Consider the following 23861-nt stretch of genomic DNA (forward strand, 5'->3'; position numbering starts at 1 on the left):
CTCCAGTATTCCCCGGGGTCCCTTGAGGCCCGCCGGAGCGTAAGCGGCCGCATTTTCCCGGCGGGGGCGCGGAAATTGCGAGGTGGGGGCGGTCCGCACCGGAATGGCGCACGTCGGGTGCGGGCCGGCGACTTCCGGCAGACCGAACAGCGGTGGTCCATGGTCCGGAGGGCTTGGGCGGACGTCCGGTCACGGCCAGGCGATTCGGCCGTGCCGGGATTTTCGATCCCTCCTTTCTCCGTCGCTTTTCCGTCACACGGTGCAGGGGGCGCAATCGGTTTCTCGCCACTCGGGGCCACCCCCCGATCGGGTTTCATTCATCATGCATTTATCGCATGTCGGCATGCGACCACCGAGATCAATTGTCCGATTGGGACACCGATATGACGGAGTATCTTCTTGACCACTCACCTCAGGCCCGGTTCCGGCCCGCGGCTGCTCCTGGCGCTGCTCGCGGCCCTGTGCGCAGTCATCGGTACCACCGCGTTCGGTGCGGCCCCGGCCGCAGCAGCCGATCAGCGTCACCCGGTCTATGCCATCGCGCACCGCGTCGACACCCTGGACGGCGTGGACGCCGCGCTCAAACACGGTGCCAACAGCATCGAGATAGACGTGTGCGCCTGGTGGAACCCGAACGAATGGCGGGCCTATCACGACTGTTCCTCGGCCGGCGACAACCGGCTGGGCCCGAGCTTCGACAGCATGATCGACCGCATTCTCTCCCACGCCGGCTCGGGACGCCGGCTGGCGCTGGTCTGGCTGGACATCAAGGACCCGAACTACTGCGGGGAACGGGAGAACCGCGGGTGCAGCGTCGCCGGACTGCGTGACAAGGCGCAGCGGTTGACGGCGGCCGGGATCCCGGTGCTCTACGGGTTCTACGAGTACCACGGCGGCAGCACGCCGGACGTCGGCGGCCGGGGCTGGAAGAGCCTGGAGGGCCGGCTCGGCGCTCTGGAGGGAATCACGACGACCGGAACCCGCGACCGGGTCCGGGGTGCGTTCGACCGGTCCGGTTCCGGATTCCCGGCCGGTCGCCGGGTGATGGACTACGGCGACAGCGACATCACCAAGGGGTTCGGCAACTGCACGGAGGCCACCTACTACACGTGCGCGGAGCTGAAGAAGGGCGCCGCGGACCGTGACGCCGGACAGCTCGCGGCCACCTTGTCCTGGACGACCACCTACAACGATCCGTGGTACGTCGACAAGCTGCTGGGCGACGGGCGTGTGGACGGCATCATCGCGGGCTACGGGGCCTTCACCGGAGTGCGCGAGTACGACGACAGCTGGCAGTGCGCCAATGCCGTCGGCCTCGTCCGTGACTGGGTGAACCGCCACAGCGGCACGCATCGCATGGCCGGCCCGGGTGACCGCCTGTTCCGGTAGGGCGCGCGCATCGCGGGCCGCACCGGTGCGCGTGGCGCGTACCGGTGCGGATGCTCCGCGGGGCGGCCCGTCGCACCGGTTGCGGCCGGAGCGACCCGGCACCGGCTCTGCGCAACGCGGCCGCACGCTGACGTACGTGCTGCCGGTCCCCCGATCCGGCCGGTCTCTTTGGGAGAGTACGGAGTGGTTGGTTCGGGTTCGGTGCGATGGTGCAGGCGGGCGACGGCGACGAAAAGGGGTGCAGGCGGCGTGCGGAAGCCGGCGGTCATCGAGGCGCCGTCCGTGCTGGGGCTGCGACCCTCGGGGGTCCAGGACCTGCCGGCGGCTCTGCTCGGTGCCGGTCTGGCCGAGCGGCTGGGGGCCGTGCGGGCCGGCCGGGTCGAGGCCGCGGCGTACGACCCGAGGCGGGACGAGAGCACGGGGATCCTCAATCCGCTCGGCATCGCACGGTACGCGCTCGCCCTGGCGGACGCCGTCGGCAGCGTCCTGGACGGTGGTTTCTTCCCCGTGGTCCTCGGCGGCGACTGCAGCATCCTGCTCGGCAACCTCCTGTGCCTGCGGCGCCGCGGACGGTACGGCCTGCTGTTCCTCGACGGCCACACCGACTTCTACCAGCCGGCGGCGGAGCCGACCGGCGAGGCGGCCTCCATGGAGCTCGCCCTGGCCACGGGCCGCGGGCCCCGGCTGCTCACCGACCTGGAGGGCCGCGGGCCCCTGGTGCGCGACGAGGACGTCGTCGCGTTCGGCTTCCGTGACGCCGGCGAGTCCGCCGGGGCCGGGATGCAGCCCCTGCCTCCGGGGCTGCTCACCGTCGATCTGGAGGGTGTGCGTGCGGTCGGTGCCGGCGCGGCGGCGCGGCGGGCGATCGAGCGTCTCGGGGACGGCGGGAGCGCCGGATTCTGGGTCCACCTCGACGTCGACGTCCTGGACGACGCCCTCATGCCGGCCGTCGACTACCGCATCCCCGGCGGGCTGACGTGGCCGGAGCTGGAGAGCGTGCTGCGGATCGCGCTGGCCGACGAACGCGCCGTCGGACTCGATGTCACGATCTTCAACCCGCGCCTGGATCCCGACGGGACACTGGCCGCCCGCCTCTGCACGTGCCTGTGCCGAGGGATGTCGGCGCGGACCGGCCAGGGGAGTTGAGCGGCGACGGCGCGCCCGGGAGCGGGCGGCGGGAGGGGCTTCAGGCGGGCAGTGCGGCGAGCCAGTCGGTCAGGATCTCGTTGATCTCGGCGGGGCGTTCCTGCTGGATCCAGTGGCCGCAGCCGTCGAGGATCCGGGAGGAGACCAGGCCGGGCAGGGTGGTGGGGAAGGCCTTGATCGCATCGGCCATCCACGTGGTGGAGGCGTCCAGGCCGCCGCCGACGAACAGGGACGGCTGGGTGAGGGGGGTGCCGTCGAGGTCGGCGAGGTCCTCCCAGTCCCGGTCCATGTTCCGGTAGCGGCCCAGGGCCCCGCTCAGGCCGGTCCGCTCGAACTCCCCGGCGTAGACGTCCAGGTCCCTCTCGCCGAGCCAGCCGGGCAGCCGGCCGGTGGGGAAGCGGTCGCGCAGTTGTGCGCCCCGGCCGACGAAGTGCGGGCCGGGGGCGTCGGGGGCGGGCATGGTGTCGGCGGAGAAGGCGGCGTAGAAGCCGGCGAGCCAGCCGCGCACGTCGGGCTCGATCTCGGCCTCGGCCCGGCCGGGCTCCTGGAAGTAGGAGACGTAGAACTCCTCCTCCCGCTCCTCCCCCAGCCGGGTGAAGACCGTGCTGGGCCGCGGCCCTCCGCGCGGGGCGTAGGGAACGCTGAGCATCCCCACGGCGCGGAAGACGTCCGGCCTGAGCAGGGCGGAGTCGGCGGCGATGACCGAGCCCCAGTCGTGGCCGACGATCACCGCGGACTGTTCGCCCAGGGCGTGCACCACGGCGGCGTTGTCCGCCACCAGTTCCGGCATCCGGTACGCCGGCAGGTCGCCGGGCCGGGAGGAACGGCCGTAGCCGCGGACGTCGATCGCGGCCGCGCGGTATCCGGCCGCGGCCAGGGCCGGCAGCTGGTGGCGCCAGGAGTACCAGGACTCCGGGAAGCCGTGGACGAGCAGCACCAGCGGCCCGGTGCCCTGTTCCACCACGTGGGTCCGGCCCGCGGGCGAGGGGACCAGGCGGTGGACGGCTTCCGGGGCCTGCTGCGACATGAGTCCTCCAGGGTTCTCGACCTGCCGTGCGCCAGGATCGCTGCCCCGATCATGCGAGGGGCGGCGCGGGGCGGCGAGTCCTGTTGCCGTTCCGGCAAAAAGAGGGTGGTGCCGGTCCGGCCGCTCTCCCCCGCGGCACCGCGGGCCGGTCCGGCCGGCCCGGCTCCAGGCCGTCTCTTCCGGATCCTGCCGGGCTCGCGGCGGCCGGCACGATCCGAAAGAGACTGCCTAGTCGGCCTGCAGCGCGGCCAGCCGTTGTGCGAACGGCACGATCGTGAAGCCGTTCGCCGGATCCGTCGAGGTGATCGCCCCCGTCAGGGAACGGGGTGCGATCGCGGCGGCGGTGTCGACGTCCGGGGCGGCCTCGTGGGCGGCGGGCGCCATGGAGCGTGCCAGTTCGGTTCCCGCGCGGGTGATCCGCCGGTCCAGTCCCTGCTCGCCCCAGTCCTCCGAGGCCGCGTACACGGCGGTCGGCAGGACGAGTGCGCGCAGGTAGGTGAACAGCGGGCGCAGGGCGTGTTCGGTGACCAGGCTGTGCCGGGCGGTGCCGCCGGTCGCGCCGAGGAGGACCGGTTTGCCGGTGAGGGCGTCCTTGTCGATGAGGTCGAAGAACGACTTGAACAGGCCGCTGTACGAGGCCGCGAACACCGGCGTGACGGCGATCAGGCCGTCCGCGGCCGCCACCGCGTCGAGGGCGGCGGCCAGTCGGGCGGGCGGGAACCCGGTGACGAAGTGCTGGGCGATCTCCGCCGCCAGCTCCCTCAGCTCCACCACCTCGGGTTCGGCGTCCACGCGGGCCAGCGTCGCGGCCGTGAGCCGGTCGGCGAGCAGCCGGGTGGAGGAGGGGGAGCTCAGCCCCGCCGATACGACGACGAGCTTCATGCCTGCGTCTCCTCCTTCGGGGTCTCCCGGGCTGCTGCCACGCGGGCCGGGTGGGTCGGGGCGTCCGGTATGCCGGCCGGGCGCAGGTTCGCGAACTCCTTGCGCAGGACGGGTACGACCTCTTCGCCGAGGAGGTCGAGCTGTTCCAGGACGGTCTTCAGGGGCAGGCCCGCGTGGTCCATGAGGAACAGCTGGCGCTGGTAGTCGCCGACGTAGTCCCGGAAGGACAGGGTGCGTTCGATGACCTGCTGGGGCGAGCCGACGGTCAGCGGTGTCTGGGAGGTGAACTCCTCCAGGGACGGGCCGTGGCCGTAGACGGGCGCGTTGTCGAAGTACGGGCGGAACTCGCGTACCGCGTCCTGCGAGTTCTTGCGCATGAAGACCTGGCCGCCGAGTCCGACGATGGCCTGCTCGGGGGTGCCGTGCCCGTAGTGGGCGTAGCGCTGCCGGTACAGGTTGACCATCTGCTCGGTGTGGGAGGCGGGCCAGAAGATGTGGTTGTGGAAGAAGCCGTCGCCGTAGTAGGCGGCCTGTTCGGCGATCTCCGGCGAGCGGATGGAGCCGTGCCACACGAAGGGGGCGACGCCGTCCAGCGGGCGCGGGGTGGAGGTGAAGGACTGCAGCGGGGTGCGGAACTTGCCCTTCCAGGTGACGGTGTCCTCGTCCCACAGGCGGCGCAGCAGGGCGTAGTTCTCGATGGCGAGGTCGATGCCGTCGCGGATGTCCTTGCCGAACCAGGGGTAGACCGGCCCGGTGTTGCCGCGGCCCATCATGACGTCGACGCGGCCGTCCGCGACGTGCTGGAGCATCGCGAAGTCCTCGGCGATCTTCACCGGGTCGTTGGTGGTGATGAGCGTCGTCGACGTGGACAGGATCAGGTTCTCGGTGCGTGCGGCGATGTAGCCGAGCATCGTGGTCGGTGAGGAGGGGACGAACGGCGGGTTGTGGTGCTCGCCGGTGGCGAAGACGTCGAGGCCGACCTCCTCGGCCTTCTGCGCGATGGCGAGCATCGCCTTGATGCGTTCGTGCTCGCTGGGCACGCGTCCGGTCGTCGGATCGGCCGTGACGTCGCCGACGGTGAAGATCCCGAACTGCATGGCTTCCCTTCCCAAGATTGTTGATTGTTCAACCATACCTCGGAACGGGTGGCGCTCCCGGGGTATTCCCGGGGCGGGCGGGGGCGGAAAAAAGGGGACCGCCCCCGCTCCGCCGGGCCGGTCCCGGCCGGGACGAGCAGGGGCGGTGCGGGGGTGCGGGGGCGGTGCGGGGGCGGTGCGGGGGCGGTGCGGGGTTCGTCAGCCCTGACAGAGGCCGCGGGTGTAGTCGTACGTCGCGGTGGCCTGCGAGTACCGCCACTGCGGGTCGAGCAGGTCGCTCCTCAGCTGTCCGGCCGCGGCCGGGCTCTCGACGACGTACCCGAAGTCCTGGAGCCAGGACGGGTACAGGTTCTTGGAGCCGATATAGAAGGCCGAGCCGTCGACCGAGACCAGCTTGTGGTGCTGGGCGTACGGCTTGCCGTCCGCCCAGGTCGGCCGGTCGGAGGCGCGGTAGGTGGCCAGCTGGAGGTTCTCGCACAGGGCCGTGCGCGCCCGGCCGCCGTCACCGGTCAGGGCCGTCAGGCGGCCGCGCAGGGCGTCGCTCACCTCGGAGAGGGACTTGATCTGCGAGTAGCCGCCACTGCCGATCGTGCCGCGGTTGGCCGGGTCGCTCACGACGATGCGGACCTTCACGCCGGCGACGAGCTTCGCGGCGAGGGCGTCGTAGAGGCGTATGTCGTAGCGGGGCAGCGGCGGGCAGGTGGCGTGGACGTCCTGCTGGGAGATCTCGATGTGCGAGGTCGCACTGGAGACCAGGGCGCGCAGGGCGCTCTCCTCCGGGTTGACGGTGTCGTAGTCCCGGTCGGCGTTGGTCCTGTCGTGGATCCCGATCCCGCACTTGGTGTCGCCGGCCGTGGGCAGGACGGGGCGGAAGGGGGAGGTGGGGTCGCTCTCACGGATGCCGACGCCGAGGCCGCCGACGGCGAGCGCGGGTACGTCGCCGCCCCCGGGGGCGGCGGGCCGGGGCAGGGAGGGCATGCAGTCCGCGCCGGGCGAGGCGGCGAACCAGACCGAGCCCCAGTTGCTCCTGTTGCGGCAGGTCCAGTCCCACAGGGAGTCCAGGTAGCGGCCCGCGGAGCCGGCGGCGGGCCCGGTCAGCGCGAGGTCGACGTCGCTCACCGGGTGCGAGGTCTCCAGGTAGTCGTCCTTCCAGCTGTTGATGCCGCCGGTGATCACCGAACTGCCGTCGACGACGACCAGCTTGGAGTGGTTCCAGGAGAACGCGGTCTTCGAGGTGGTCATCGAGGCCACATTGAGGGTGACGCTGCCGGCGGCGGCCGGGCCGAGCTTCGCGAGCAGCTCGTTGCGGTAGGAGGAGGGGATCACCGTGGAGTGGTAGACGGGCGCGGCGCCCACGAGGATGCGCACCTTCAGCCGGTTGCCCTTCTGGGCGGATTCCCTCAGGCCCGCGACGATCGCCTCCTGGTAGCCGCCGTTGGGGAAGGGCGCCAGCGTGGATATGTCCACCGTTTGGCGTGCGTCGGCGATGTCCTGGCGGATCTTGTCCAGGAGGCGGCGGGATCCGGGCCGGTCGGTGCAGGCGGCGTCGCCCCAGCAACCGGGCGTCTGCAGCAGCCAGTCGGCGCCCCCGGGGGCGGAGGAGCCGAGCCGGTTGCCGGCGGTGCGCTCCCAGACCGAGCCCTCCAGGCCCGGCGAGACCTGGCGCAGGGTCTGCTCGACCGAGTCCAGGTGCGGGGTGGGTGCGTCGTCCGCGGCGGACGCGGGGGCGGCGGCGAGGAGGGAGAGGCCGAGTGCGAGGGCCGTGGTGGAGACGAGGGCCGTCGTACGGACGGTGCGTGCCAATGTGGTTCCTTGACTGGGGGGGTGGCTCCGGCCGGGAGCGTGGTCGGCCACGCCTCCGACCTTGATCAACTCGCGCAAGTTACCAGTACGTAGCCCGCTGTTCACCCTCCTCGGGCGAGTTCCGGCCACCCTCCGGCCGGGTCGGCTGCGGGCAGTGCCCCTACGATGCCGGGACGGGCGGAGCCGTAGCGCAGAGGTCGACGCGCGCGGTCTCCAAAACCGCGAGGACACCGGTTCGACTCCGGTCGGCTCCGCCCGCCCTGACGGTGCTTTCCGCCCGGTCAGGCGACGCGGATCACGCTCTTGCCGTGGGTGGCGCCCTCGGCGAGCCGCTGTACGGCGGTGGCCAGGTCCGCCAGGTCGTATTCGGCGGTGATGTCGATCCGCACGCTGCCGTCCGCGACGAGACGGAGCGCGTGGCGGGCGCTGTCGGCGAGGCGTTCGGGGTGGGTGCGGCTGAGCAGGTTGCTGTTGTAGGTCAGGAGCGACGCGCCAAATGGAGACCAAGCGGCTGATCCGCCGCGAGGCGTCCCCGGTGCACGCCAAGGTGCAGATCGCGAGCCTGACCGAGGAGGGCCGGGCGCTCCTCGACCGCGCCTACCAGGAGGTGATCGTCCTGGAGCGTGCGCTCACCGACGCGTTCACGCCCTCCGAGCACGCCGCGCTCAGTGAGCTCCTGGACCGGGCGACCGCCGTCCTGATCGGGCAGACCCGCCGGACCGGGACCGCGCAGGACTGACCCGCCGGACCGGGACCGCGCAGGACTGACCCGCCGGACCGGGTCCGCGCAGGACTGACCCGCCGGACCGGGTCCGCGCAGGACTGACCCGCCGGGGCACGGGAGCCTGCCCGGGTCGGGCTCCGGGCAGGCTCCGCGGGGTGCGGCGGCGGATTCAGGAGGCGGTCAGGGCCTCCAGGGCGGGGACCGTCTCGGCGGGGGTGGGCAGGGCCGCGTTCTGGTCCCGCAGGCGGGCCGCCGCCTCGCGCAGGGCCGGGTCCGCCGTGAGGCGGGCAAGGAGCGGGGCGTCGACGTCGTCGGAGGCGGAGCTCAGGGCGGCGCCGGTGCTGGTGAGGGCGTCGGCGTTGGTGAAGTGGTCGGCGCCCTGGGGCAGCAGGAGCTGGGGCAGGCCGGCCTGCAGGGCGGTGAGCAGGGTGCCGGAGCCGCCGTGGTGGATCAGCGCGTCGGTGGCGGTCAGCAGTTCGGCGAGCGGGACCCAGGGCAGCGGGCGGACATTGTCCGGGAGGGTGCCGAGCGGGCCGAGGTCGGCGCCGCCGACGGCGAGCAGGAACTCGGCGTCCACCGAGGCGGCGGCCTCGATCAGGCGGACGATGGCGCGGACGCCGTCCAGCTCTGCGAGGACGGTGCCCAGGGTGACGGCGACGCGCGGTCGGCTGCCGCGCCGGAGCAGCTCGGCGGGGACGATGCCGCCGCCGTTGTAGGGGAGGTAGCGCATGCGCAGGCCCTCCGGGTCGCCGCCGAGGGAGGCGGGGACGACGTTCAGGGCGGTGGGCTCGGCGGGGCCGGCGACCCCGTACGTCTCGTACGCCTCGGTGAAGTGGGCGGCGATCCGGCCGATCATGTCGAGGCCGGAGCCGACTCCGAAGTTGTGGACCACCGAGGGGATCTTGAGCTTGGCGGCGACCAGCGGGGCCGCGGCCTGGAAGGAGTCGTGGACCAGCAGGTCGGGGCGCCAGCTGTCGGCGGCCTCCAGCAGTCCGTCGACGGTGGAGCGGGAGACGAGCGCGAAGCCGTGGGCCGCCCGGCCGAGGATCTGCTCCGTGGTCATGTCCGGGGCGACGTAGCGTATTTCCTCGCCCGTGGACTGCTCGAACACGTCCCGGATACTGCGGCCGTCGCCTATTTCGACGATCGGGAAACCGGCCTCGCGGAGCTGGTTCAGCGGCTGCGAGCCCGCGAACAGCACCTCGTGGCCGGCAGCGCGCAAGGCCTGCGCGGTCGGGATCATCGGGAAGAGGTGGCCGGCCGCGGGCGGGCCGGTGAAGAGTATGCGCACGGTCTTCTCTCCTTGCTCATGGTCTGCCGGTCGAGGACGGGCCGTGCGGACGCGCCCCCGGTTCCGTTCGGTGAACTGACGGGAATGCGCGCCGTGTTCCCTTCAGGGGGGTCGATAATCGGACGTTCTGGGACGCCCGGTGACCGGCCGCCGGATGCACGGGAAAGGGCCGCCACCCCGGTCGGGGTGGCGGCCCTTTCCCGCACAGCGGGAACTACTTGCGGAAGATGTTTCCGGTCCACTGGCCGGCACCCTGCATCAGGGCTTCGTTGCTCATGATCCGGGTCGCGGGCATGGTCGCCATGCCGATGTCACCGGCCGGCGCCGCGCCGTTGTGGGAGCCGACCGTGTTGTCGTGGCCGGCGTTGAAGATGTCATCGCCGGCCACCTGGTTCAGGTCGCCGAAGACGATCGAGTACGTGTTGCTGATCGGTGCGTAGACGGTGAAGGCGTCGTCGGCGGAGGCGGCGGAGGCGCCCGCCAGGAGGATGCCACCGGCGGCGAGAGCGGTCAGGGCGCAACGGATCGATCGCACGAGTACTGCCTTTCGTGAGGGGTGGGGAGCAGTGCGAAGGTAGGCCGCTTCGTGCGGCGAGGGCCCGTACCGGACGCCGTACGGCCCGAGTCCATCCGTACGGCGCAGCCTGCTACCGCTCCTCGACCTGTTCCGGGACGGCGAACCCGGCCCCGCATTCCGGGCAGGTCGCCCGGCCGAAGAGGTACGTCAGCCCGAGCGCGACCTGCTCGTGGCCCGCCCGCGACGCCGTGCGGTGCAGGCGGGCGGGCAGCGGGCCGAGCGCGCGGGGATCGGCGGGCAGGAGCGGCGCCTTGACCGGATCGGCCGTCACGTAGTCGCCGGCCGAGGCGAAGGTCCCGTGGTCGCCGAAGGCGATGAAGAGCTCCGCCGTGCACTGCGGGCACTCGATCTCGTACTCCTGCTCGAACAGGCCCTCCAGTCGCCCGGCGCTCCACACCCGCTCGCCCTCGAAGGCCAGGACGCACTGGAGGAGGTGGACGAAGGTCGGCGGGTGGTCGGTCGCCGCGTCGAGGAGGCGGCGGGCGACCGGCAGGAGTACGGACGTCTCCTCGGCGTACCGCGCGCCGTGCTCCCCGTCCGCCGCCGAGGCGATGAGGCCCGCCATCAGGACGGCCTCCTGCGGTTCGCCCGGGGCGCGGCCGGTCGCGATCGCCGCCAGGTACGGGAGGGCGAGGAAGCTGTCCTCGTAGACGCAGCCCTGGTGGCACAGGTCGTTCCACAGGTCGCTCCAGACCTGCCCGTCGTCCGCACCGCCGAGGCGGGCGAAGGCGGCGGTCAGATCATCGGAGGGGTACGCGCTCATGCGACCGCATTCTCGCGGACACAGCGCAGGTCGCCGTGACCGGAGGGGGTCTGCGGTCACGGACTCAGCCGCGTACGGCGACCGCCGCGCCGAGGAAGGTCCAGCCGTCGACCTTCGTGTCCCGCCTCTCCCCCGGCTGCCACCCGCGGGCCGACGCCGCGTCGAGCAGAACCCGTACCGTGCCCGGTTCGTGCAGGTTCAGCGCGCCGACGCCGACCTCCCCCACCTCGCCCGAGCCCGTGGTGAATCCCGAGACGTACCGGCCCGGGCCCTCGTCGAAGACGAAGCGCAGCGGGCCGCCGGTGCCCGGCGGCCAGGAGTGCAGGGTGAGGGTCTTGCGGCAGCCGTTGTCGTCGAGCACGTGGTGGCCGTGGCGGACCGTCCACAGGTAGGTGCGCCCGTCGGCGACGAGCCGGCGGGCCTTCTTCGAGGAGCGGGGCATGCGGCGAGCGTACGTGCCGCGGCGGGAGCGTCCCCAGGGGTTTTCGCGTGCGGCGGGGCGCCGACGCGGTGGGTGATCCTTGGATCATGCGTGCCGCCCGCCTGATCCGTATGGCTCTCCTCATCCAGTCCCGACCCGGCCTGACCGCCGCCGTTCTCGCCCGCGAGCTGGAGATCTCCGAGCGGACCGTGATCCGTGACGCCCAGGCGCTGCAGGAGGCCGGCATCCCGGTCCGGTCCGAACGCGGCCGGAGCGGCGGCTACTTCCTGGCGCCCGGCTACCGGACCCGGCTCACCACCCTGCATCCGAGCGAGGCGGAGACGCTGTTCCTGTCGGGCCTGCCGTCGGCGCTGCGGGATCTGGGGCTGTCGGACGCGGCCGGGACGGCCCGGCTGAAGCTGACCGCGACCCTGCTCCCGTCCCTGCGCGAGGCCGCCGAGTCCTCGGTGCGCCGCTTCCACCTCGACGCCCCGGCCTGGTTCCGCGAACCTGCCGCCCCGGAGCTGCTGCCGGAGCTGGCGCGCGCGGTGTGGGCGGACCGGGCCGTCGAGCTGGCGTACGCGCGGCCGGGGCAGGGGCCGGAGCCGGGCGGGGCCGCACCCGCCACGGTGTCGCGGGTGGTGGAGCCGTACGGGCTCGTCCTGAAGGCCGGCACCTGGTACGTCGTGGCCCGCATCCGCGGCGCGCGGGAGGAGCGCGACGGCGGCTGGCGCACCTACCGCGTCGACCGCATCACGGCCCTCGCCCCCGCTCCCGGCGCCCAGGAGCCGTTCGTACGCCAGGCGTCCTTCGACCTGGCCGCGCACTGGGAGGCCCGCTCGGCCGCCTTCGCCCGTACGCTGCTGCGCACCACGGTCACGGTGCGGCTGACCGCAGGGGGGCTGCGCCGGCTGCCGGCCGTCGTGGACGGGGCCGCGGTCGAGGACGCGCTGGCCTCCGCGACCGTCCCGGACGCCGCCGGGCGGGTCACCCTGGACCTGCCCACCGAGTCCGAGGACGTCGCCCTCGACCAGTTGGCCCGGCTCGGCGCGGACGCCGAGGTGCTGGCCCCGGCCTCCCTGCGTACGCGCTTCCGCGAGCGCGCGGCGGCCCTGGCGGCCCTCTACACAGGGGCCGAGGGGACCGAGGGCGGCGCGGGGACCGGGGGCGGCGCGGGGACCGAGGGCGGCGCGGGGACCGGGGGTCAGCGGTAGTCCTCGGGGGAGGCTTCCTTCCCTCCGTGGATGACGTCCTCGAAGTACGCCCAGGCGTCCGGCCGGCTGCCGTCCACGTCCCGCACCCCGTAGGCCTCGGCGAGTTCGCCGCTGGAGGTGGACCTGCCGTTCCAGCGCTCGGCGCGGTCCGGGTCGGCGGCGAGCGCCGCGACCGTCCGGGCCAGGTACTGCGGGGACTCGGCGATCGCGAAGGCCGGTTCCCGGTCGATGGCGTCGCGCCAGTTGTCCTCGGTGACGCCGAAGTGGGCGAGCATCTGCTCCGAGCGCAGGAAGCCCGGCGAGATCGCGACCGCTGTGCCCCCGTACTCCGCCAGCTCCTGGCCCAGGCCGAACGCGAGCCGGATCGGGGCGGTCTTCGCCAGGTCGTAGTACATGTTCTCGCGGTAGCGGCGGTTGGAGTGCGCGGTGCCGTCGGTGACCTCCACGTGCAGCGGCGCGTCCGAACGGATCAGCAGCGGCAGCAGGAGCGCCGCGGTGATCACGTGCGAGCGGACGCCGAGTTCGAGGATGCGCAGGCCGTCGGCGAGCGGGGTCTGCCAGCTCTTCTTCCCGAAGACCGAGCCGGCGAGGAGGTGTTCGCCGCCCCACAGGTCGTTGACGAGGATGTCCAGGCGCCCGTGTTCGCGGTCGATCCGCTGGACGAGGGCGCGTACCTGGTCCTCGTCGAGGTGGTCGGTGGGCACGGCGATCGCGGTGCCGCCGGCCGCGGTGACGAGCTCGGCCGTTTCCTCGATGGTCTCGGTGGTCCGGCCGACCTCGCTGGCCCGGGTGCGGGTGGTGCGTCCGGTGACGTAGACGGTGGCGCCGGCCCGTCCCAGCTCGACCGCCTGCGCCCGGCCGGCGCCGCGCGTGGCCCCGGCCACGAGCGCGATCCGGCCGGTGAGCGGGCGCTGCGAGCCGGTGTCGTCGTTGTTGCTGTGCTTGTTGTTCATGTCATCCGTGTCGTTCATGTCGTTCATGGTTCGGGCCGAACCTGACAGAACACGTCACCTTTTCTGGACGGCTGAGCCGAGCGGTACCCCGCGCCGACCGCCTCCGAGTCCGGCGAAGGCCGGGGAGCGGCAGTGCGTGCAGCTCCGCCCACTTACGCGCAGCGGCTCTTCGACGCGCAGCAGCAGGGCGCCGGCGACCGGGAACTGCGCGCGATCGTCGCCGAAGGACTCCAGGAGACGTACTTCAAGGACGGCGGAACCCGCGCCGAGAGCCTCGGGGTCGAGTTCACCGACATCGACTACATCGACGTCTCCTACTGACCCCGGATGTGAGGATGGTGCCGTGATCGAACGTGACGTGTCGGCGGACTCGTGGCCCCGCGGTGGCCGGGCCTGCCTCTCGCTCTGGTCGAAGGACTCGGTGCTGTCCATCGGCTCGGTGGGGTCGGTCCTGTCGATCGGGTCGGTGGGCTCGGTGCTGTCCGTCGGATCCGTGGGCTGCGCCCTCTCCGCCGCCTCCATCGGATCCTCCCTGTCCGTACTGTCCGCGGCCTCCTGGCTCAGCACGGGATCGGTGCTGTCCGCGCAGTCCCGCCGGTCGGTGCTGTCCTGGCGCTCGCGCGGCGGTTTCATGGCGGCCGGTGTCGTCGCCGCGACGGCCCTGACCGGGCTCGCGCTGCACTTCGGAGAGGGCCGCCGAGGCCGCTAGCGGGCGAGGCGGACCCGGGGGCCGGGGCCGGGTACGCGAGAACGCCCGGCCGGGAATCCGGCCGGGCGTTCTCGTGCGTGTGCGGTCCGCTGGTGGCTCAGTACCAGTGGTGGGCCTGCCAGAAGTTCCAGGCGCCGACCGGGCTGCCGTAGCGGTCGTTCATGTAGTCCAGGCCCCACTTGATCTGGGTGGCGGGGTTGGTCTTCCAGTCCGCGCCGGCGGAGGCCATCTTCGAGGCCGGCAGGGCCTGGACCAGGCCGTAGGCGCCGGAGGAGGAGTTCGTGGCGGTGTGGTTCCAGCCGCTCTCGCGGGAAACGATGTTGTTGAACGCCGCGAACTGCGCCGGGTCCTTGATCATCTGCTGGGCGATCGCCTTGGCGCTCGTCGGGGCCGCCTGGGCGGGAACCGTGGCGAGCATGGAACCGGCGACACCGAGGGCGACGACGGCACCCGCGAGGGTCTTCTTCGAAGCGGCGATGCGGCGGATGACGGGGTTGGACACGGAGATACCTTCCACAGGGAACAAGGGCGGTCGCGGCATGCCGGAGGCATGCGTGAGCCACTCACGCGCTGGAGAGGGGTTCGTCGGCGGCGGGTGAAGCACCCGTGCCGCCCGGCGACTCATCCAGTTCTACAGACGCCCCGATCCCCTGGCAACGGCCGCTCTTACTAGGGGGCCTCGGAGTCGGGGGCCCGCGGCTCTCGGGGGGAGCCGGTCCGGGGCAGCGGCGGCGGGGCCTGCGGGAGCTACTATCCCGGCCCGTATGTGACGTGGGCCCTATGGGGCGGCTCACCTCCGGAGCGCCCGAAACTCACCGAATGTCACCCGATGTACACCTTTGAGAGGTGCGGGCGGATGCCGGAATCGCCTCGGGATCGAAGGAAACGGGCAGGGAGGAGCACCGGAGGGCACCGGAGGGCACCGGAGGGCACCGGAGGGCACCGGAGGGCACCGTCCCGCACGAGGTCAGGGGCTGCGGCGGCCCGGCTCCCGGGCGGTGTCGTCACCCGCCCGCATGGACAGGGGCGGGATCCGGCCGAGCCTCACGAGCCGGTGGCGTACGGCCATGACCACCACCGCCGTCGCGAGGACGACCAGCCCGCCCAGCCGCAGGATCACGTCGTAGGCCTCCTCGGGCGGTCGCTGCGGGGTCATCGCGGAGATCGCCGCCGCCGTCCCGGCCAGGGCGATCGCACCCAGAGTGACCAGGAACGTCAGCAGTACGCCCGACGCCTCCCCCGCCCGGGCCGGTGCGACGACCTGCTGGGTCGCCACGCCGGAGAAGGTCCAGCCCAGACCGAGGCCCAGCCCGCACCACGCGAACACCGGCACGTACAGCCACCACGCGCCGACCCCGGCCAGGGCGTACATGCCCGTGCCGGCGACGGCCCCGGCGAGCGCCATCACCGCGGTCGGCCGCATGTGCCGGCCCAGCCGCGCGCCGAGCGGCCCGCTGAGGGCCACCAGCAGGGCCGGGGCCAGGAACACCGTGCCCGCCAGGAGCGGCGAGAGGCCGCGTACGCCCTGGAGGTAGAGGGTGGCGAGGAAGACGGTGACGCCGTAGCCCATGTTCGAGAGCGAGCCCATCGCGGTCACCAGGACGTACGGGACGTTGCGGAACAGCCGCAGATCGACCAGCGGGTGCCGGGCGCGGCGCTCGCGCACCAGGAACAGGGCGCCGGCCGTCACGGCGGCGGCGAAGCAGCCCAGGGTGCGGGCGCTCCCCCAGCCCCAGGCGTCCCCGCGCTCCACGGCCAGGGTCAGTGCGGCCAGCGCGCACACGATCAGGGCGCAGCCGGGGAGGTCGAGCTCGCGGGGCGCGGAGGTGTCGCGCGAGTCGGGTACGCAGGCGAGGGCGGTGAGCAGTGAGAGCAGGCCGAGCGGGGCCATCAGCCAGAAGATCCAGCGCCAGCCGGGTCCCTCGGTGAAGCCTCCGCCGACGAAGGGTCCGATCGCGGTGCCGATGTTGGCGATGCCGAACGCGGCGCCCAGGGCCTTGTCCCGGCTCTGCTCGGGGAAGGTGTTGGTGATCACGGACACGGACACCGGGAAGACGAAGGCCGCGCCCACTCCCTGCACGATGCGGGCCAGGACGAGCGGGCCGAGGGCGGGTGCCAGGGCGCAGCCCACGGAGCCGGCCGTGAACAGGGCGATCCCGGCCAGCAGGGTGCCGCGCCGTCCGAAGACGTCGCCGACCCGGCCGCCGATGATGAAGAAGCAGCCGATGGCGAGCATGTACGCGGACAGGGTCCACTGCGCGGCCGAGACGGTGACGCCGAGCTCGGCGGCGATGCCGGGGAGGGCGAGGTTGAGGGCGAAGAAGTCGAGCTGGATGCAGAACAGGGCGACGGCGACCGCGACGAAGGCCCCCGTCCTTTGCGCGGCGGGTGAGGACTGCGCGCGCATGAGGGCGTTCCTCTCGGCCGACGCGGTCGGGACACCGTCGGGCGGCCGTGCGGCCGTACGGCCGTACGGCCGCACGTGTGCCGTGCTCCCATTGTGGGACGGCCGGCCACGGGACGCAGTCCGGCCGCGCCGGCCGCGGGTACGGCCGGGGGGCGTGTCGAGGGCCCTGCAAATGGCGGCCGTCGCGGGCCGGGTCCTCGGTCACCGGATCCCTGTGCGCGCGGGGAGGCTCCGGACCGGCCCGCCGAAGGTCAAGTGATGGCCAACAGGAGCAACCCGAACGGTCGTTCGCACGTCTAGCAGCCCGGTTGGGGCTGCCTGCCGTTCTCGCGACCGCGCGCGGCGCGGGGTGGCTCCTGCCACGCACAGCGTCTTTCGAGAGGTTCCACCATGCACGTGCCCCGTACCCCGTTCAGCGTCCTGTCCGAGGACTTCGCCGCTTCCCCCTACCGCTACTTCGCACAGCTGAGGGAGGAGCTTCCGGTGCATTACGAGCCGGGGATCGACAGCTACTTCCTCTCCCGCCACGAGGACGTGAAGAGGGTCCTGACCGATCATGACGCCTTCACCACCGAGACGTTCCAGGTGCGCGCGGAGCCGGTGATGCGCGGGCCGGTCCTGGCCCAGATGGGGGGAGCCGAGCACACCGCCAAGCGGGCGGTCGTCGTACGGTCCTTCACCGGCCGGGCCCTGGAGAGACAGGTGCACGCCATCCGCGCCAACGCCGCCGAGCTGATGGCTCCTTTCCTCCCCGCAGGGCGGATGGACCTGGTCAACGACTTCGGCAAGCCCTTCGCCGTGCAGGTGACGCTCGACGTCCTCGGCCTGGAGAGGAAGGACTGGCCGCAGGTGGCGGCCTGGTACAGCGGGGTCACCGAATTCATCACCAGCCTGACCCTCACACCCGAGCGTCGCCGGCACTGCCTGGACTGCGCCGAGCAGTTGGAGGCGTATCTCGCCCCGATCATCGAGGAGCGCCGCCGCCGTCCCGGCGAGGACCTGATATCGGCGTTGTGCGGCACCGAATTCGGCGGTGTGGCCATGAGCAACCGCGATGTCACCGCACTGGTCATCAATGTGCTGTTGGCCTCCGCGGAGCCCGCCGACAAGACGCTCGCCCTGCTCTTCAAGCACCTGATCGACCATCCCGAGCAGCTGGCGCAGGTCCGCCGCGACCCGCAGCTGCTGGGCGCCGCGATCGCCGAGACGCTGCGCTGCACCCCGCCGGTACAGCTCATCCCCCGCCAGGCGGAGCACGACGCCGTCTTCGCCGGCACCGTCGTCCCGGCCGGGTCCACCGTCTTCTGCATGATCGGGGCGGCCAACCGCGACCCCGGCGCGTTCACCGACCCGGACACCTTCGACATCCACCGCGCGGACCTGGGCACCGCCCGCTCCTTCACCGCGGCCGCCGAGCACCTGTCCTTCGGCAGCGGCCTCCACCAGTGCGTCGGTACGGCCTTCGCGCGCGCCGAGATCGAGACCGTGGCCGCCATGCTCCTGCCCCTGCTCGACGAGGTGCGCTACAGCCCCGGCTTCCGCTACCGGGAGGCCGGCCTCTACACCCGTGGGCCGCTCTCGCTGTCGCTGGACTTCACCCCCGTCCGCTGAGACCGCGGCCCCGGCCGCCCCCGTACCTCCGTACACCCCCCACTCTGCTCAGGACATGACGACGATGACATCCACCGACATCAGCCGCGCCATCAACGACCTGCTGTTCACCCCGGGCCTCGACCTCACCGAGGCCATCGACCGGCACTTCGCCCCCGACTACCGCCAGCGCACCAACGGCGTGTGGAGCGACCGGACCTCCTTCGCCCAGCACATGACGCGCCTGCGCTCCCTGATCCGTGACGGGCAGGTCGAGGTCCAGGACGAACTGCGCGACGGGCTGTCCTACGCCGACCGTCACACGGTCACCCTCACCCACCACGACGGCCACGTCTCCCGCACCGAGGTCTACCTCTTCGCCCGGATGGCCCCCGACGGCCGCTTCGAGCGGGTCGAGGAGACCACCCTGCTGGTCACCGGCGAGGGCGACGACGCGCAGCTCGGACTGATCAAGTGACAAGCTCCGGAACGAGGGACAAGGGAGCCGCCATGGGGTCCGTGGGCGAAAGACTGAGCAGGGCCCGCGTGCAGGCCTTCGTGGGCCGGGACGAGGAACTCGGGCGCTTCGGGGAGGCTTTGGCCGGTGATCCGCAGGCGCCGTTCGCGTTCTACGTGTACGGGCCGGGCGGTATCGGGAAGTCGACGCTGCTGCGGCGCCTGGCGGACCATGCGCGGGCGGCCGGGCGGCTGCTCGTCGAACTCGACGGGCGGTTCGTCAGCCGGGACCCGGCCGATTTCGAGCGTGCCGCCGGACCGTTCCTGGACGTGCCGGGCACGGTGCTGTTCGTGGACTCCTTCGAGCACTGCCAGTGGCTGGAGAGCTGGCTGTGGCACCACTTCCTGCCGCGGGCCGCGGACGACGCCCTGGTCGTCCTGGGCGGGCGGCGTGCTCCGCAGCCGCAGTGGGCCGCCGATCCCGCCTGGTCCGGGCTCCTGCACGTGAGCGAACTGGGGCCGTTCTCCTCGGAGCAGGCCCGCGGCCTGCTGGTGGCGGCGCAGATCCGGCCCGAGCTGCGGGACCGGGTGCTGCGCTTCGCCGGCGGCAATCCGCTGGCGCTGTCGCTGGCGGCAGCGGCCGGATCGGCGGGCTGCGGCCGGGAGGAGATCTGGGCGCCCACCGCGGACGTGCTGCGCACCCTGCTGGCGGGGCTGATCGGGGAGGTGCCCACGGCGGCCCACCGCCGTGCCCTGGAGGTGGCGGCGCAGGCCCATTCGACGTCCGAGGAGCTGCTGGCGGCGGTCCTGCCCGAGGAGGACGCCCATCCGCTGTTCTCCTGGCTGCGGGACCTGCCGTTCATGGAGTCCACCCTGCGCGGGCTCCACCCGCACGACGCGGCGCGCGAGACGCTGGCCGCCGACCTGCGGTGGCGGGCGCCGAACGCCTTCGAGGCGATGCGCCAGCGCCTGGCGGACGAGTACCTGCGGATCCTGCGGGAGGCGCCCGAGGAGCGGGTGTGGACCGTCACCGACGATCTGTTCTACCTGTTCCGGGAGGGTGCGACGCTGGCCCGGCTGCGGTCCTGGTCCCGCGAGGACGAGGTCCACGACCGTCCGCTGCACCCGGACGACATCGATGTCGTGCTGCGCATGGCCACCGAGACGGAGGGGGCCGCCTCCGCGGAACTGGTCCGCTACTGGGCCGAGCGCCAGCCGCAGGCCTTCAGTGTCTACCGGCTGGTGAGCACGGGCCGGATCGTGGCGTTCACGGCGCGGCTGGCCCTGCCGTCCCCGCCCGACCCGCAGGACCTGGCCACCGATCCGGTGGTGGCCGCCGCGTGGCGGTACACCGAGGCCACCGCGCCGGTGAGCCCCGGTGAGCACATCGGCGTCAGCCGCTTCTCGGTCTATCCCGAGCAGTACCAGGTTCCTTCGCGGGTGATCGACCTGAGCAGTTCCCGGGCCCAGGCGGAGGCGGCCCGGGCGCGGGGGCGGGCGTACGGGTTCGCGGTGTTCCGGGATGCCGAGACGTGGGCCGAGCTCGTGCGGAGCACCCTGCAGGACACGGGGGCGCGGCCGCGGGTGGGTGAGTACACGTACGGCGTGTTCGGTGTCGACTGGCGCCGGCTGCCGGTGGAGTCGTGGCTGATGAATTTCATATCGGCCACCGAAATGCCGGCCGCCCCGGCCGGGCCGTCGCCGGTCTCGCGCACGGCTTTCGACCAGGCGGTGCGCGAGGCGCTGGCGCACTGGCGGGACGCGGACGCGTTCGCGGCCTGTGCGCTGCTGCGTACCCGGCTGGCGGCCGATCTGGGTGAGCCGGTCGGGGAGTTGCGTGCGCTGCTGCGCGCGGCGGTGGACGATCTGGTGCAGGATCCGCGGGGGGTGCGGGCCCGTGACGCGCTGACGGCGGGCTACCTCTCGGGGGCGCCCACCCAGGAGGCCGCCGCCCGCCGGCTCGGGCTTCCGTACGGTACCTACCGCCGTCATCTGCGTCAGGGTCTGGACCTGCTCTGCGAGGCCCTGTGGGAGCGGGAGTTGCACGACCCGCGGTAGCGGTGGATGTGCGGGTGGACAGGTGCGGACAGCAGTGGACAGTGCGCGGCGCTGTCGGGTCTGGAGAGTGGACAGCGTCCGCGCCGAGTCTGTGTGCATGAACGTTGCACGGATGCACACGGACGGACCGGGCGGCGCTCCGGGCGCTGATCGCGGCCCGGACGGTCCGGGGCACGGCGATGCCTTCGTCCGGCTCGCCGTGCCCGCCGTGGCCTGCGTGGCCGGCGGCCAGGTCTCCGGCGTTCTCCGCCGCCTTTTCGGCGCTGCGTCACATCGATGAGAGGGATTCCCGCCATGACGACTTCGAAGCCGTACCTGACCGGCCACTTCACGCCTGTCGCCGAGGAGGTCACCGCCACCGGCCTCACCGTCGAGGGCACCCTGCCCCCCGAGCTCGACGGCCGGCTGGTCCGCAACGGGCACAACCCCAAGCCGGGCGTCACCCCCACGCACTGGTTCAAGGGCAGCGGCATGGTCCACGGCATCCGGCTGCGTAACGGGCGCGCCGAGTGGTACCGCAACCGCTGGGTGCACACGCCCGCTCTCGACGGCGCTCCCTACATGACCGAGCGCGGGCCCGACCTGACCGCCAGCGCCGCCGGCACCCACGTCATCGAGCACGCCGGACGTCTCCTGGCGCTGTGCGAGGCGAACCTGCCGTTCGAGCTGACCCCGGAGCTGGAGACGGTCGGCGCCTTCGACTTCGACGGGAAGCTGCTCGGTGCGATGACCGCGCACCCCAAGGAGGACCCGGTGACCGGGGAGCTCCACTTCTTCGGGTCCTCGCCGTTCCCGCCGTTCCTGACGTACTACGTGTCCGATGCCAAGGGCCACATCGTCCACGACGCCGAGGTGCCGGGGGCGACCGCCGCGCTCAAGCACGACTTCGCGCTCACCCGCCGCCACGTGGTCTTCGTCGAGGGCAACGTCACCTTCGACCATGCGGAGGCTTCCGGCATCCCCTACAGCTGGAACGACCACCAGCCCTCCCGTATCGGGGTGATGCCGCGCGGGGAGGACGGCGCGGGGCGGGTGCGCTGGTTCTCCATCGAGCCGGGCAACATGCTGCACGTCTCCAACGCCTACGAGGACGGGCAGGGCCGTATCGTCCTGGAGGGTCCCACCGTGGATCGCGAGGGGTTCCGGCTGTCGTGGAACTGGTGGGTCGGCGCGCCGGGGCGCGGCAGTGAGCCCGTCTCCCGTTCCTACACCCGCCGTTGGGTCCTGGACCTGGCCGCCGGTACGGTCGACGAGCAGATCATCGACGACCTGCCGGTGGAGTTCCCGACGCTGAACGAGGAGTACCTGGGCGCCGAGAACCGCTACCAGTACGCCATTTCGTTCCCCGACGAGAAGGGTCTGGGCGGCTACGGAGTGGTCAAGTACGACCGGAGCACGGGCGCCCGCCGTATCCACCGGGTGGGCGACGCCCGGATGCCGAGCGAGGCCGTGTTCGTGCCCGCCGCCGGCGCGACGGGCGAGGACGAGGGCTATCTGCTGACGGTCGTCTCGGACCTCAAGCAGGATTCCTCGCAGCTGCTGGTGCTGGACGCCTCCGGTCTCGATCGGGTCGCCACCGTGCACCTGCCGCACCGGGTGGCCGCCGGCCTTCACGGCTCGTGGATCCCCGACGGCCCGCGGGAGACGTCCGCGGCCTGACCCAGAGCGTGGACGCGCCCCTGGCGCCCGGGTGCGTCCACTCCCGCCGGCCCGGGGAATCCCCTGCCCCGGGCCGGCCGCCGGAGCCGCGAGCATCTCGCGGCTCCGGCTCCCCGCGTCGCTCAAGACATGCTGGAAGGTCGCTCGATTCCCCCGCGACGCGGGCCGCCCCCGCCCGTATAGTCGCCATGACTTGACGATTCGATGACCCGTTCCCGAAGAATCGATGACCGAGAAGCTCCGTGGACGGGCGAGCAGGGGGACACACGATGGAGACCGCACGCCTGGCCTCGCTCATCGCCGCCACGGTCACGATGGGACTGGTCAGTGGCCTGTTCTACGGCTTCTCCGTGTCCGTGATGCCGGGGTTGAAGCGCACGGACGACCGGACGGTCATCGAGGTCATGCAGCACATCAACAAGGCCATCCTCAACGGCTGGTTCGTCCTGGGCTACATCGGCGCGTTCCTGTTCACCGCACTGGCGCTGGCCCTGCACATTCCTTCGGACGGCCGTGACGTGCTGCCGGCGCTGATCGCTGCCCTGGCCTGCTACATCCTGTCGATGGGGCTCACCAACAAGGTGAACATCCCGTTGAACAACGCGCTGGAGAAGGCCGGTCCGGTCGCCCGCATCGGTGACCCGGCCGCGGTGCGCCGCGCCTTCGAGGGGCCGTGGACCCGGGCCAACGTCTGGCGGACGCTGCTGTGCACGGCCGCGGTCGGCTTCCTGGCCTGGGCTCTGTACCTGCACGGGCAGACCGGCTGACGACAAAAGGGAGTCCCCCGGCCGGGGCGGCCGGAGGACTCCCGTGCGCGGCACTCGGATTCAGCGGGTGGCTCGCCCGTAGAGGACCAGGGCGCGGGAGAGGGCCGTGAGGGCCACCGTGCACAGCAGGGTGCGGATGATGTTGGTGGAGACCCAGGTGCTCTTGAACTTCTCGACGATGGAGAAGTCGGTGAGCTTCGCGGCGTCGCCCGCGTCGGCGAGTTCGTTGTTGAGGGGGATGTTCACGGAGAAGGTGATCATCAGGACGACGAAGTAGGCCACGGTGGCGACGGCGACCCAGACGGCGACATTGCGGCGGCCGGCCCGGAACTCGACGATCGCGGAAGCGGCGGCGACCAGCAGGGCGAGGACGAACACCATGCCGAACAGCCCGTTGCCGTCGATCGCCGCGTTGAAGTTCTGCATCGCCGTGACGTAGGTGCGCTCGTCGCCCGCCGCCAGGCCCGGCATCACCGAGACGTCGAAGGCGAAGAAGAGTCCTGCCATCAGGCCGACGAAGACCGTGGAGACCAGGAGGAGGACGGTGGCCACCTTGCCGCGCTCGGCGGCCTGCGGCGCCGGTGCCGGCCGTCCGGGCTGGGCCCAGGCGCCGGGCGGGGCCGCGTAGGGACTCGGGCCGCCGGCGGGGGGCTGCTGGGGGCTACCGGCCGGATTGGGGTTCATGGGACATCCTCATCTGCGGTGGTGGGAGTTGTGCTCGCCCTCGGCACGGACATTTTGATCGTGGCATTCCCCGGGGTGCCCGGCCATGGGGTTTCCACCGGCTCTCGAGCGCAGCTCGAGAGCCGGTGGCGTGATTCGTTCGGTCAGTAGCGGTAGTGGTCCGGCTTGTACGGGCCCTCGACCTGGACGCCGATGTAGGCGGCCTGCTCCGGGCGGAGCGTGGTCAGGCGGACGCCGAGCGCGT

The 23861-nt window shown here is 72.3% G+C and carries 25 protein-coding genes and 1 tRNA gene; 12 read left to right on the forward strand and 14 right to left on the reverse strand.

Features of this window, described 5'->3' with window-relative positions; all coding sequences use genetic code 11:
* The first annotated feature begins 399 nt into the window (after positions 1-399).
* A complete protein-coding gene (locus IE257_RS35975) occupies positions 400-1389 on the forward strand; it encodes a PI-PLC domain-containing protein (RefSeq protein WP_189974057.1) in 990 nt (329 codons plus the stop codon).
* 249 nt (positions 1390-1638) lie between these two features.
* Positions 1639-2535 (forward strand): arginase family protein, encoded by an 897-nt coding sequence (locus tag IE257_RS35980; protein ID WP_189974058.1) that lies wholly within the window; start codon positions 1639-1641, stop codon positions 2533-2535.
* A gap of 40 nt (positions 2536-2575) precedes the next feature.
* On the opposite strand, the gene IE257_RS35985 is transcribed toward IE257_RS35980, so the two are convergent.
* The 4 genes from IE257_RS35985 to IE257_RS36000 form a co-directional block, all read right to left on the reverse strand.
* Entirely contained in the window at positions 2576-3562 is a 987-nt protein-coding gene (locus IE257_RS35985; RefSeq protein WP_189974059.1) for an alpha/beta fold hydrolase, read from the reverse strand.
* A 228-nt stretch (positions 3563-3790) separates the two neighbouring features.
* Positions 3791-4444: a CE1759 family FMN reductase gene (locus IE257_RS35990; RefSeq protein WP_189974060.1), complete on the reverse strand. Its 654-nt coding sequence runs from the start codon at positions 4442-4444 to the stop codon at positions 3791-3793.
* Entirely contained in the window at positions 4441-5541 is a 1101-nt protein-coding gene (locus IE257_RS35995) for an LLM class flavin-dependent oxidoreductase (protein ID WP_189974079.1), read from the reverse strand. Before IE257_RS35995 ends, IE257_RS35990 begins: the two co-directional genes overlap by 4 nt.
* 198 nt (positions 5542-5739) lie before the next feature.
* Positions 5740-7344 carry a phospholipase D-like domain-containing protein gene (locus IE257_RS36000; protein ID WP_189974061.1) on the reverse strand — a complete coding sequence of 535 codons (1605 nt, stop codon included), beginning with the start codon at positions 7342-7344 and terminating at the stop codon, positions 5740-5742.
* A gap of 179 nt (positions 7345-7523) precedes the next feature.
* Here IE257_RS36000 and IE257_RS36005 point away from each other — a divergent pair.
* Positions 7524-7598 (forward strand) — tRNA-Trp (locus IE257_RS36005).
* A 27-nt stretch (positions 7599-7625) separates the two neighbouring features.
* On the opposite strand, the gene IE257_RS36010 is transcribed toward IE257_RS36005, so the two are convergent.
* A complete protein-coding gene (locus tag IE257_RS36010; protein WP_308277837.1) occupies positions 7626-7826 on the reverse strand; it encodes a zinc-binding dehydrogenase in 201 nt (66 codons plus the stop codon).
* Between the two features lie 14 nt (positions 7827-7840).
* Between IE257_RS36010 and IE257_RS36015 the strand changes: the two genes are divergently transcribed.
* Positions 7841-8083 carry a winged helix DNA-binding protein gene (locus tag IE257_RS36015; RefSeq protein ID WP_229920868.1) on the forward strand — a complete coding sequence of 81 codons (243 nt, stop codon included), beginning with the start codon at positions 7841-7843 and terminating at the stop codon, positions 8081-8083.
* A gap of 154 nt (positions 8084-8237) precedes the next feature.
* Here the strand turns inward: IE257_RS36015 and IE257_RS36020 are convergent, their stop codons facing one another.
* From IE257_RS36020 to IE257_RS36035, 4 genes are all read right to left on the reverse strand, one after another.
* Positions 8238-9359, reverse strand: coding sequence for a nucleotide disphospho-sugar-binding domain-containing protein (locus tag IE257_RS36020; RefSeq protein ID WP_189974062.1), 1122 nt, complete (start codon positions 9357-9359; stop codon positions 8238-8240).
* Between the two features lie 214 nt (positions 9360-9573).
* A complete protein-coding gene (locus tag IE257_RS36025) occupies positions 9574-9894 on the reverse strand; it encodes a hypothetical protein (RefSeq protein WP_189974063.1) in 321 nt (106 codons plus the stop codon).
* 112 nt (positions 9895-10006) lie between these two features.
* Positions 10007-10699, reverse strand: a complete 693-nt coding sequence (locus IE257_RS36030; protein WP_189974064.1) for a hypothetical protein — start codon at positions 10697-10699, stop codon at positions 10007-10009.
* A 64-nt stretch (positions 10700-10763) separates the two neighbouring features.
* The gene (locus tag IE257_RS36035; protein WP_189974065.1) at positions 10764-11141 is read right to left on the reverse strand and encodes a hypothetical protein; all 378 of its coding nucleotides are present in this window, start codon (positions 11139-11141) and stop codon (positions 10764-10766) included.
* Positions 11142-11227: 86 nt separating this feature from the next.
* Here IE257_RS36035 and IE257_RS36040 point away from each other — a divergent pair, with 86 nt between their 5' ends.
* Positions 11228-12334 carry a helix-turn-helix transcriptional regulator gene (locus IE257_RS36040; protein WP_189974066.1) on the forward strand — a complete coding sequence of 369 codons (1107 nt, stop codon included), beginning with the start codon at positions 11228-11230 and terminating at the stop codon, positions 12332-12334.
* Here IE257_RS36040 and IE257_RS36045 read toward each other — a convergent pair.
* Entirely contained in the window at positions 12325-13305 is a 981-nt protein-coding gene (locus tag IE257_RS36045; RefSeq protein ID WP_372452923.1) for an SDR family oxidoreductase, read from the reverse strand. The two genes, IE257_RS36040 and IE257_RS36045, sit on opposite strands and share 10 nt — an antisense overlap.
* 114 nt (positions 13306-13419) lie before the next feature.
* On the opposite strand from IE257_RS36045, the gene IE257_RS36050 reads away from it, so the two are divergent.
* Both IE257_RS36050 and IE257_RS36055 read left to right on the forward strand, forming a co-directional pair.
* Positions 13420-13608, forward strand: coding sequence for a hypothetical protein (locus IE257_RS36050; protein WP_372452924.1), 189 nt, complete (start codon positions 13420-13422; stop codon positions 13606-13608).
* A 22-nt stretch (positions 13609-13630) separates the two neighbouring features.
* The gene (locus tag IE257_RS36055) at positions 13631-13996 is read left to right on the forward strand and encodes a hypothetical protein (protein ID WP_372452925.1); all 366 of its coding nucleotides are present in this window, start codon (positions 13631-13633) and stop codon (positions 13994-13996) included.
* Between the two features lie 97 nt (positions 13997-14093).
* Here the strand turns inward: IE257_RS36055 and IE257_RS36060 are convergent, their stop codons facing one another.
* Positions 14094-14498: an aggregation-promoting factor C-terminal-like domain-containing protein gene (locus IE257_RS36060; RefSeq protein ID WP_229920869.1), complete on the reverse strand. Its 405-nt coding sequence runs from the start codon at positions 14496-14498 to the stop codon at positions 14094-14096.
* 465 nt (positions 14499-14963) lie between these two features.
* Positions 14964-16403 carry an MFS transporter gene (locus IE257_RS36065; RefSeq protein ID WP_189974068.1) on the reverse strand — a complete coding sequence of 480 codons (1440 nt, stop codon included), beginning with the start codon at positions 16401-16403 and terminating at the stop codon, positions 14964-14966.
* Between the two features lie 390 nt (positions 16404-16793).
* Here IE257_RS36065 and IE257_RS36070 point away from each other — a divergent pair, with 390 nt between their 5' ends.
* From IE257_RS36070 to IE257_RS36090, 5 genes are all read left to right on the forward strand, one after another.
* Positions 16794-18014: a cytochrome P450, cyclodipeptide synthase-associated gene (locus tag IE257_RS36070; protein WP_189974069.1), complete on the forward strand. Its 1221-nt coding sequence runs from the start codon at positions 16794-16796 to the stop codon at positions 18012-18014.
* A 64-nt stretch (positions 18015-18078) separates the two neighbouring features.
* Positions 18079-18471 carry a nuclear transport factor 2 family protein gene (locus tag IE257_RS36075; protein ID WP_189974082.1) on the forward strand — a complete coding sequence of 131 codons (393 nt, stop codon included), beginning with the start codon at positions 18079-18081 and terminating at the stop codon, positions 18469-18471.
* Between the two features lie 41 nt (positions 18472-18512).
* Positions 18513-20507, forward strand: a complete 1995-nt coding sequence (locus IE257_RS36080; protein WP_209468318.1) for an ATP-binding protein — start codon at positions 18513-18515, stop codon at positions 20505-20507.
* Positions 20508-20801: 294 nt separating this feature from the next.
* On the forward strand, positions 20802-22166 hold the full coding sequence (locus tag IE257_RS36085; RefSeq protein WP_189974071.1) for a carotenoid oxygenase family protein: 1365 nt from the start codon (positions 20802-20804) through the stop codon (positions 22164-22166).
* 269 nt (positions 22167-22435) lie between these two features.
* Entirely contained in the window at positions 22436-22933 is a 498-nt protein-coding gene (locus IE257_RS36090) for an anthrone oxygenase family protein (protein WP_189974072.1), read from the forward strand.
* A gap of 60 nt (positions 22934-22993) precedes the next feature.
* Here the strand turns inward: IE257_RS36090 and IE257_RS36095 are convergent, their stop codons facing one another.
* Together IE257_RS36095 and IE257_RS36100 are read right to left on the reverse strand one after the other, a co-directional pair.
* Positions 22994-23617 carry an anthrone oxygenase family protein gene (locus tag IE257_RS36095; RefSeq protein WP_189974073.1) on the reverse strand — a complete coding sequence of 208 codons (624 nt, stop codon included), beginning with the start codon at positions 23615-23617 and terminating at the stop codon, positions 22994-22996.
* Between the two features lie 143 nt (positions 23618-23760).
* Positions 23761-23861, reverse strand: a 101-nt coding sequence (locus tag IE257_RS36100; protein ID WP_189974074.1) for an adenosylhomocysteinase, incomplete at its 5' end; no start/stop codon positions are given.

The sequence above is a fragment of the Streptomyces avidinii genome, from assembly GCF_014650695.1.
Lineage (GTDB): Bacteria > Actinomycetota > Actinomycetes > Streptomycetales > Streptomycetaceae > Streptomyces > Streptomyces avidinii.

What these genes read in the sequence shown, in the direction of transcription:
- IE257_RS36045 (WP_372452923.1), bottom strand. Translation starts at nt 13,305, where the DNA reads ATGAACGACACGGATGACATGAACAACAAGCACAGCAACAACGACGAC.
- IE257_RS36085 (WP_189974071.1), top strand. Translation starts at nt 20,802, where the DNA reads ATGACGACTTCGAAGCCGTACCTGACCGGCCACTTCACGCCTGTCGCC.
- IE257_RS36065 (WP_189974068.1), bottom strand. Translation starts at nt 16,403, where the DNA reads ATGCGCGCGCAGTCCTCACCCGCCGCGCAAAGGACGGGGGCCTTCGTC.
- IE257_RS36015 (WP_229920868.1), top strand. Translation starts at nt 7,841, where the DNA reads ATGGAGACCAAGCGGCTGATCCGCCGCGAGGCGTCCCCGGTGCACGCC.
- IE257_RS35990 (WP_189974060.1), bottom strand. Translation starts at nt 4,444, where the DNA reads ATGAAGCTCGTCGTCGTATCGGCGGGGCTGAGCTCCCCCTCCTCCACC.
- IE257_RS35985 (WP_189974059.1), bottom strand. Translation starts at nt 3,562, where the DNA reads ATGTCGCAGCAGGCCCCGGAAGCCGTCCACCGCCTGGTCCCCTCGCCC.
- IE257_RS36040 (WP_189974066.1), top strand. Translation starts at nt 11,228, where the DNA reads ATGCGTGCCGCCCGCCTGATCCGTATGGCTCTCCTCATCCAGTCCCGA.
- IE257_RS35995 (WP_189974079.1), bottom strand. Translation starts at nt 5,541, where the DNA reads ATGCAGTTCGGGATCTTCACCGTCGGCGACGTCACGGCCGATCCGACG.
- IE257_RS36095 (WP_189974073.1), bottom strand. Translation starts at nt 23,617, where the DNA reads ATGAACCCCAATCCGGCCGGTAGCCCCCAGCAGCCCCCCGCCGGCGGC.
- IE257_RS36090 (WP_189974072.1), top strand. Translation starts at nt 22,436, where the DNA reads ATGGAGACCGCACGCCTGGCCTCGCTCATCGCCGCCACGGTCACGATG.
- IE257_RS36070 (WP_189974069.1), top strand. Translation starts at nt 16,794, where the DNA reads ATGCACGTGCCCCGTACCCCGTTCAGCGTCCTGTCCGAGGACTTCGCC.
- IE257_RS36035 (WP_189974065.1), bottom strand. Translation starts at nt 11,141, where the DNA reads ATGCCCCGCTCCTCGAAGAAGGCCCGCCGGCTCGTCGCCGACGGGCGC.
- IE257_RS36075 (WP_189974082.1), top strand. Translation starts at nt 18,079, where the DNA reads ATGACATCCACCGACATCAGCCGCGCCATCAACGACCTGCTGTTCACC.
- IE257_RS36030 (WP_189974064.1), bottom strand. Translation starts at nt 10,699, where the DNA reads ATGAGCGCGTACCCCTCCGATGATCTGACCGCCGCCTTCGCCCGCCTC.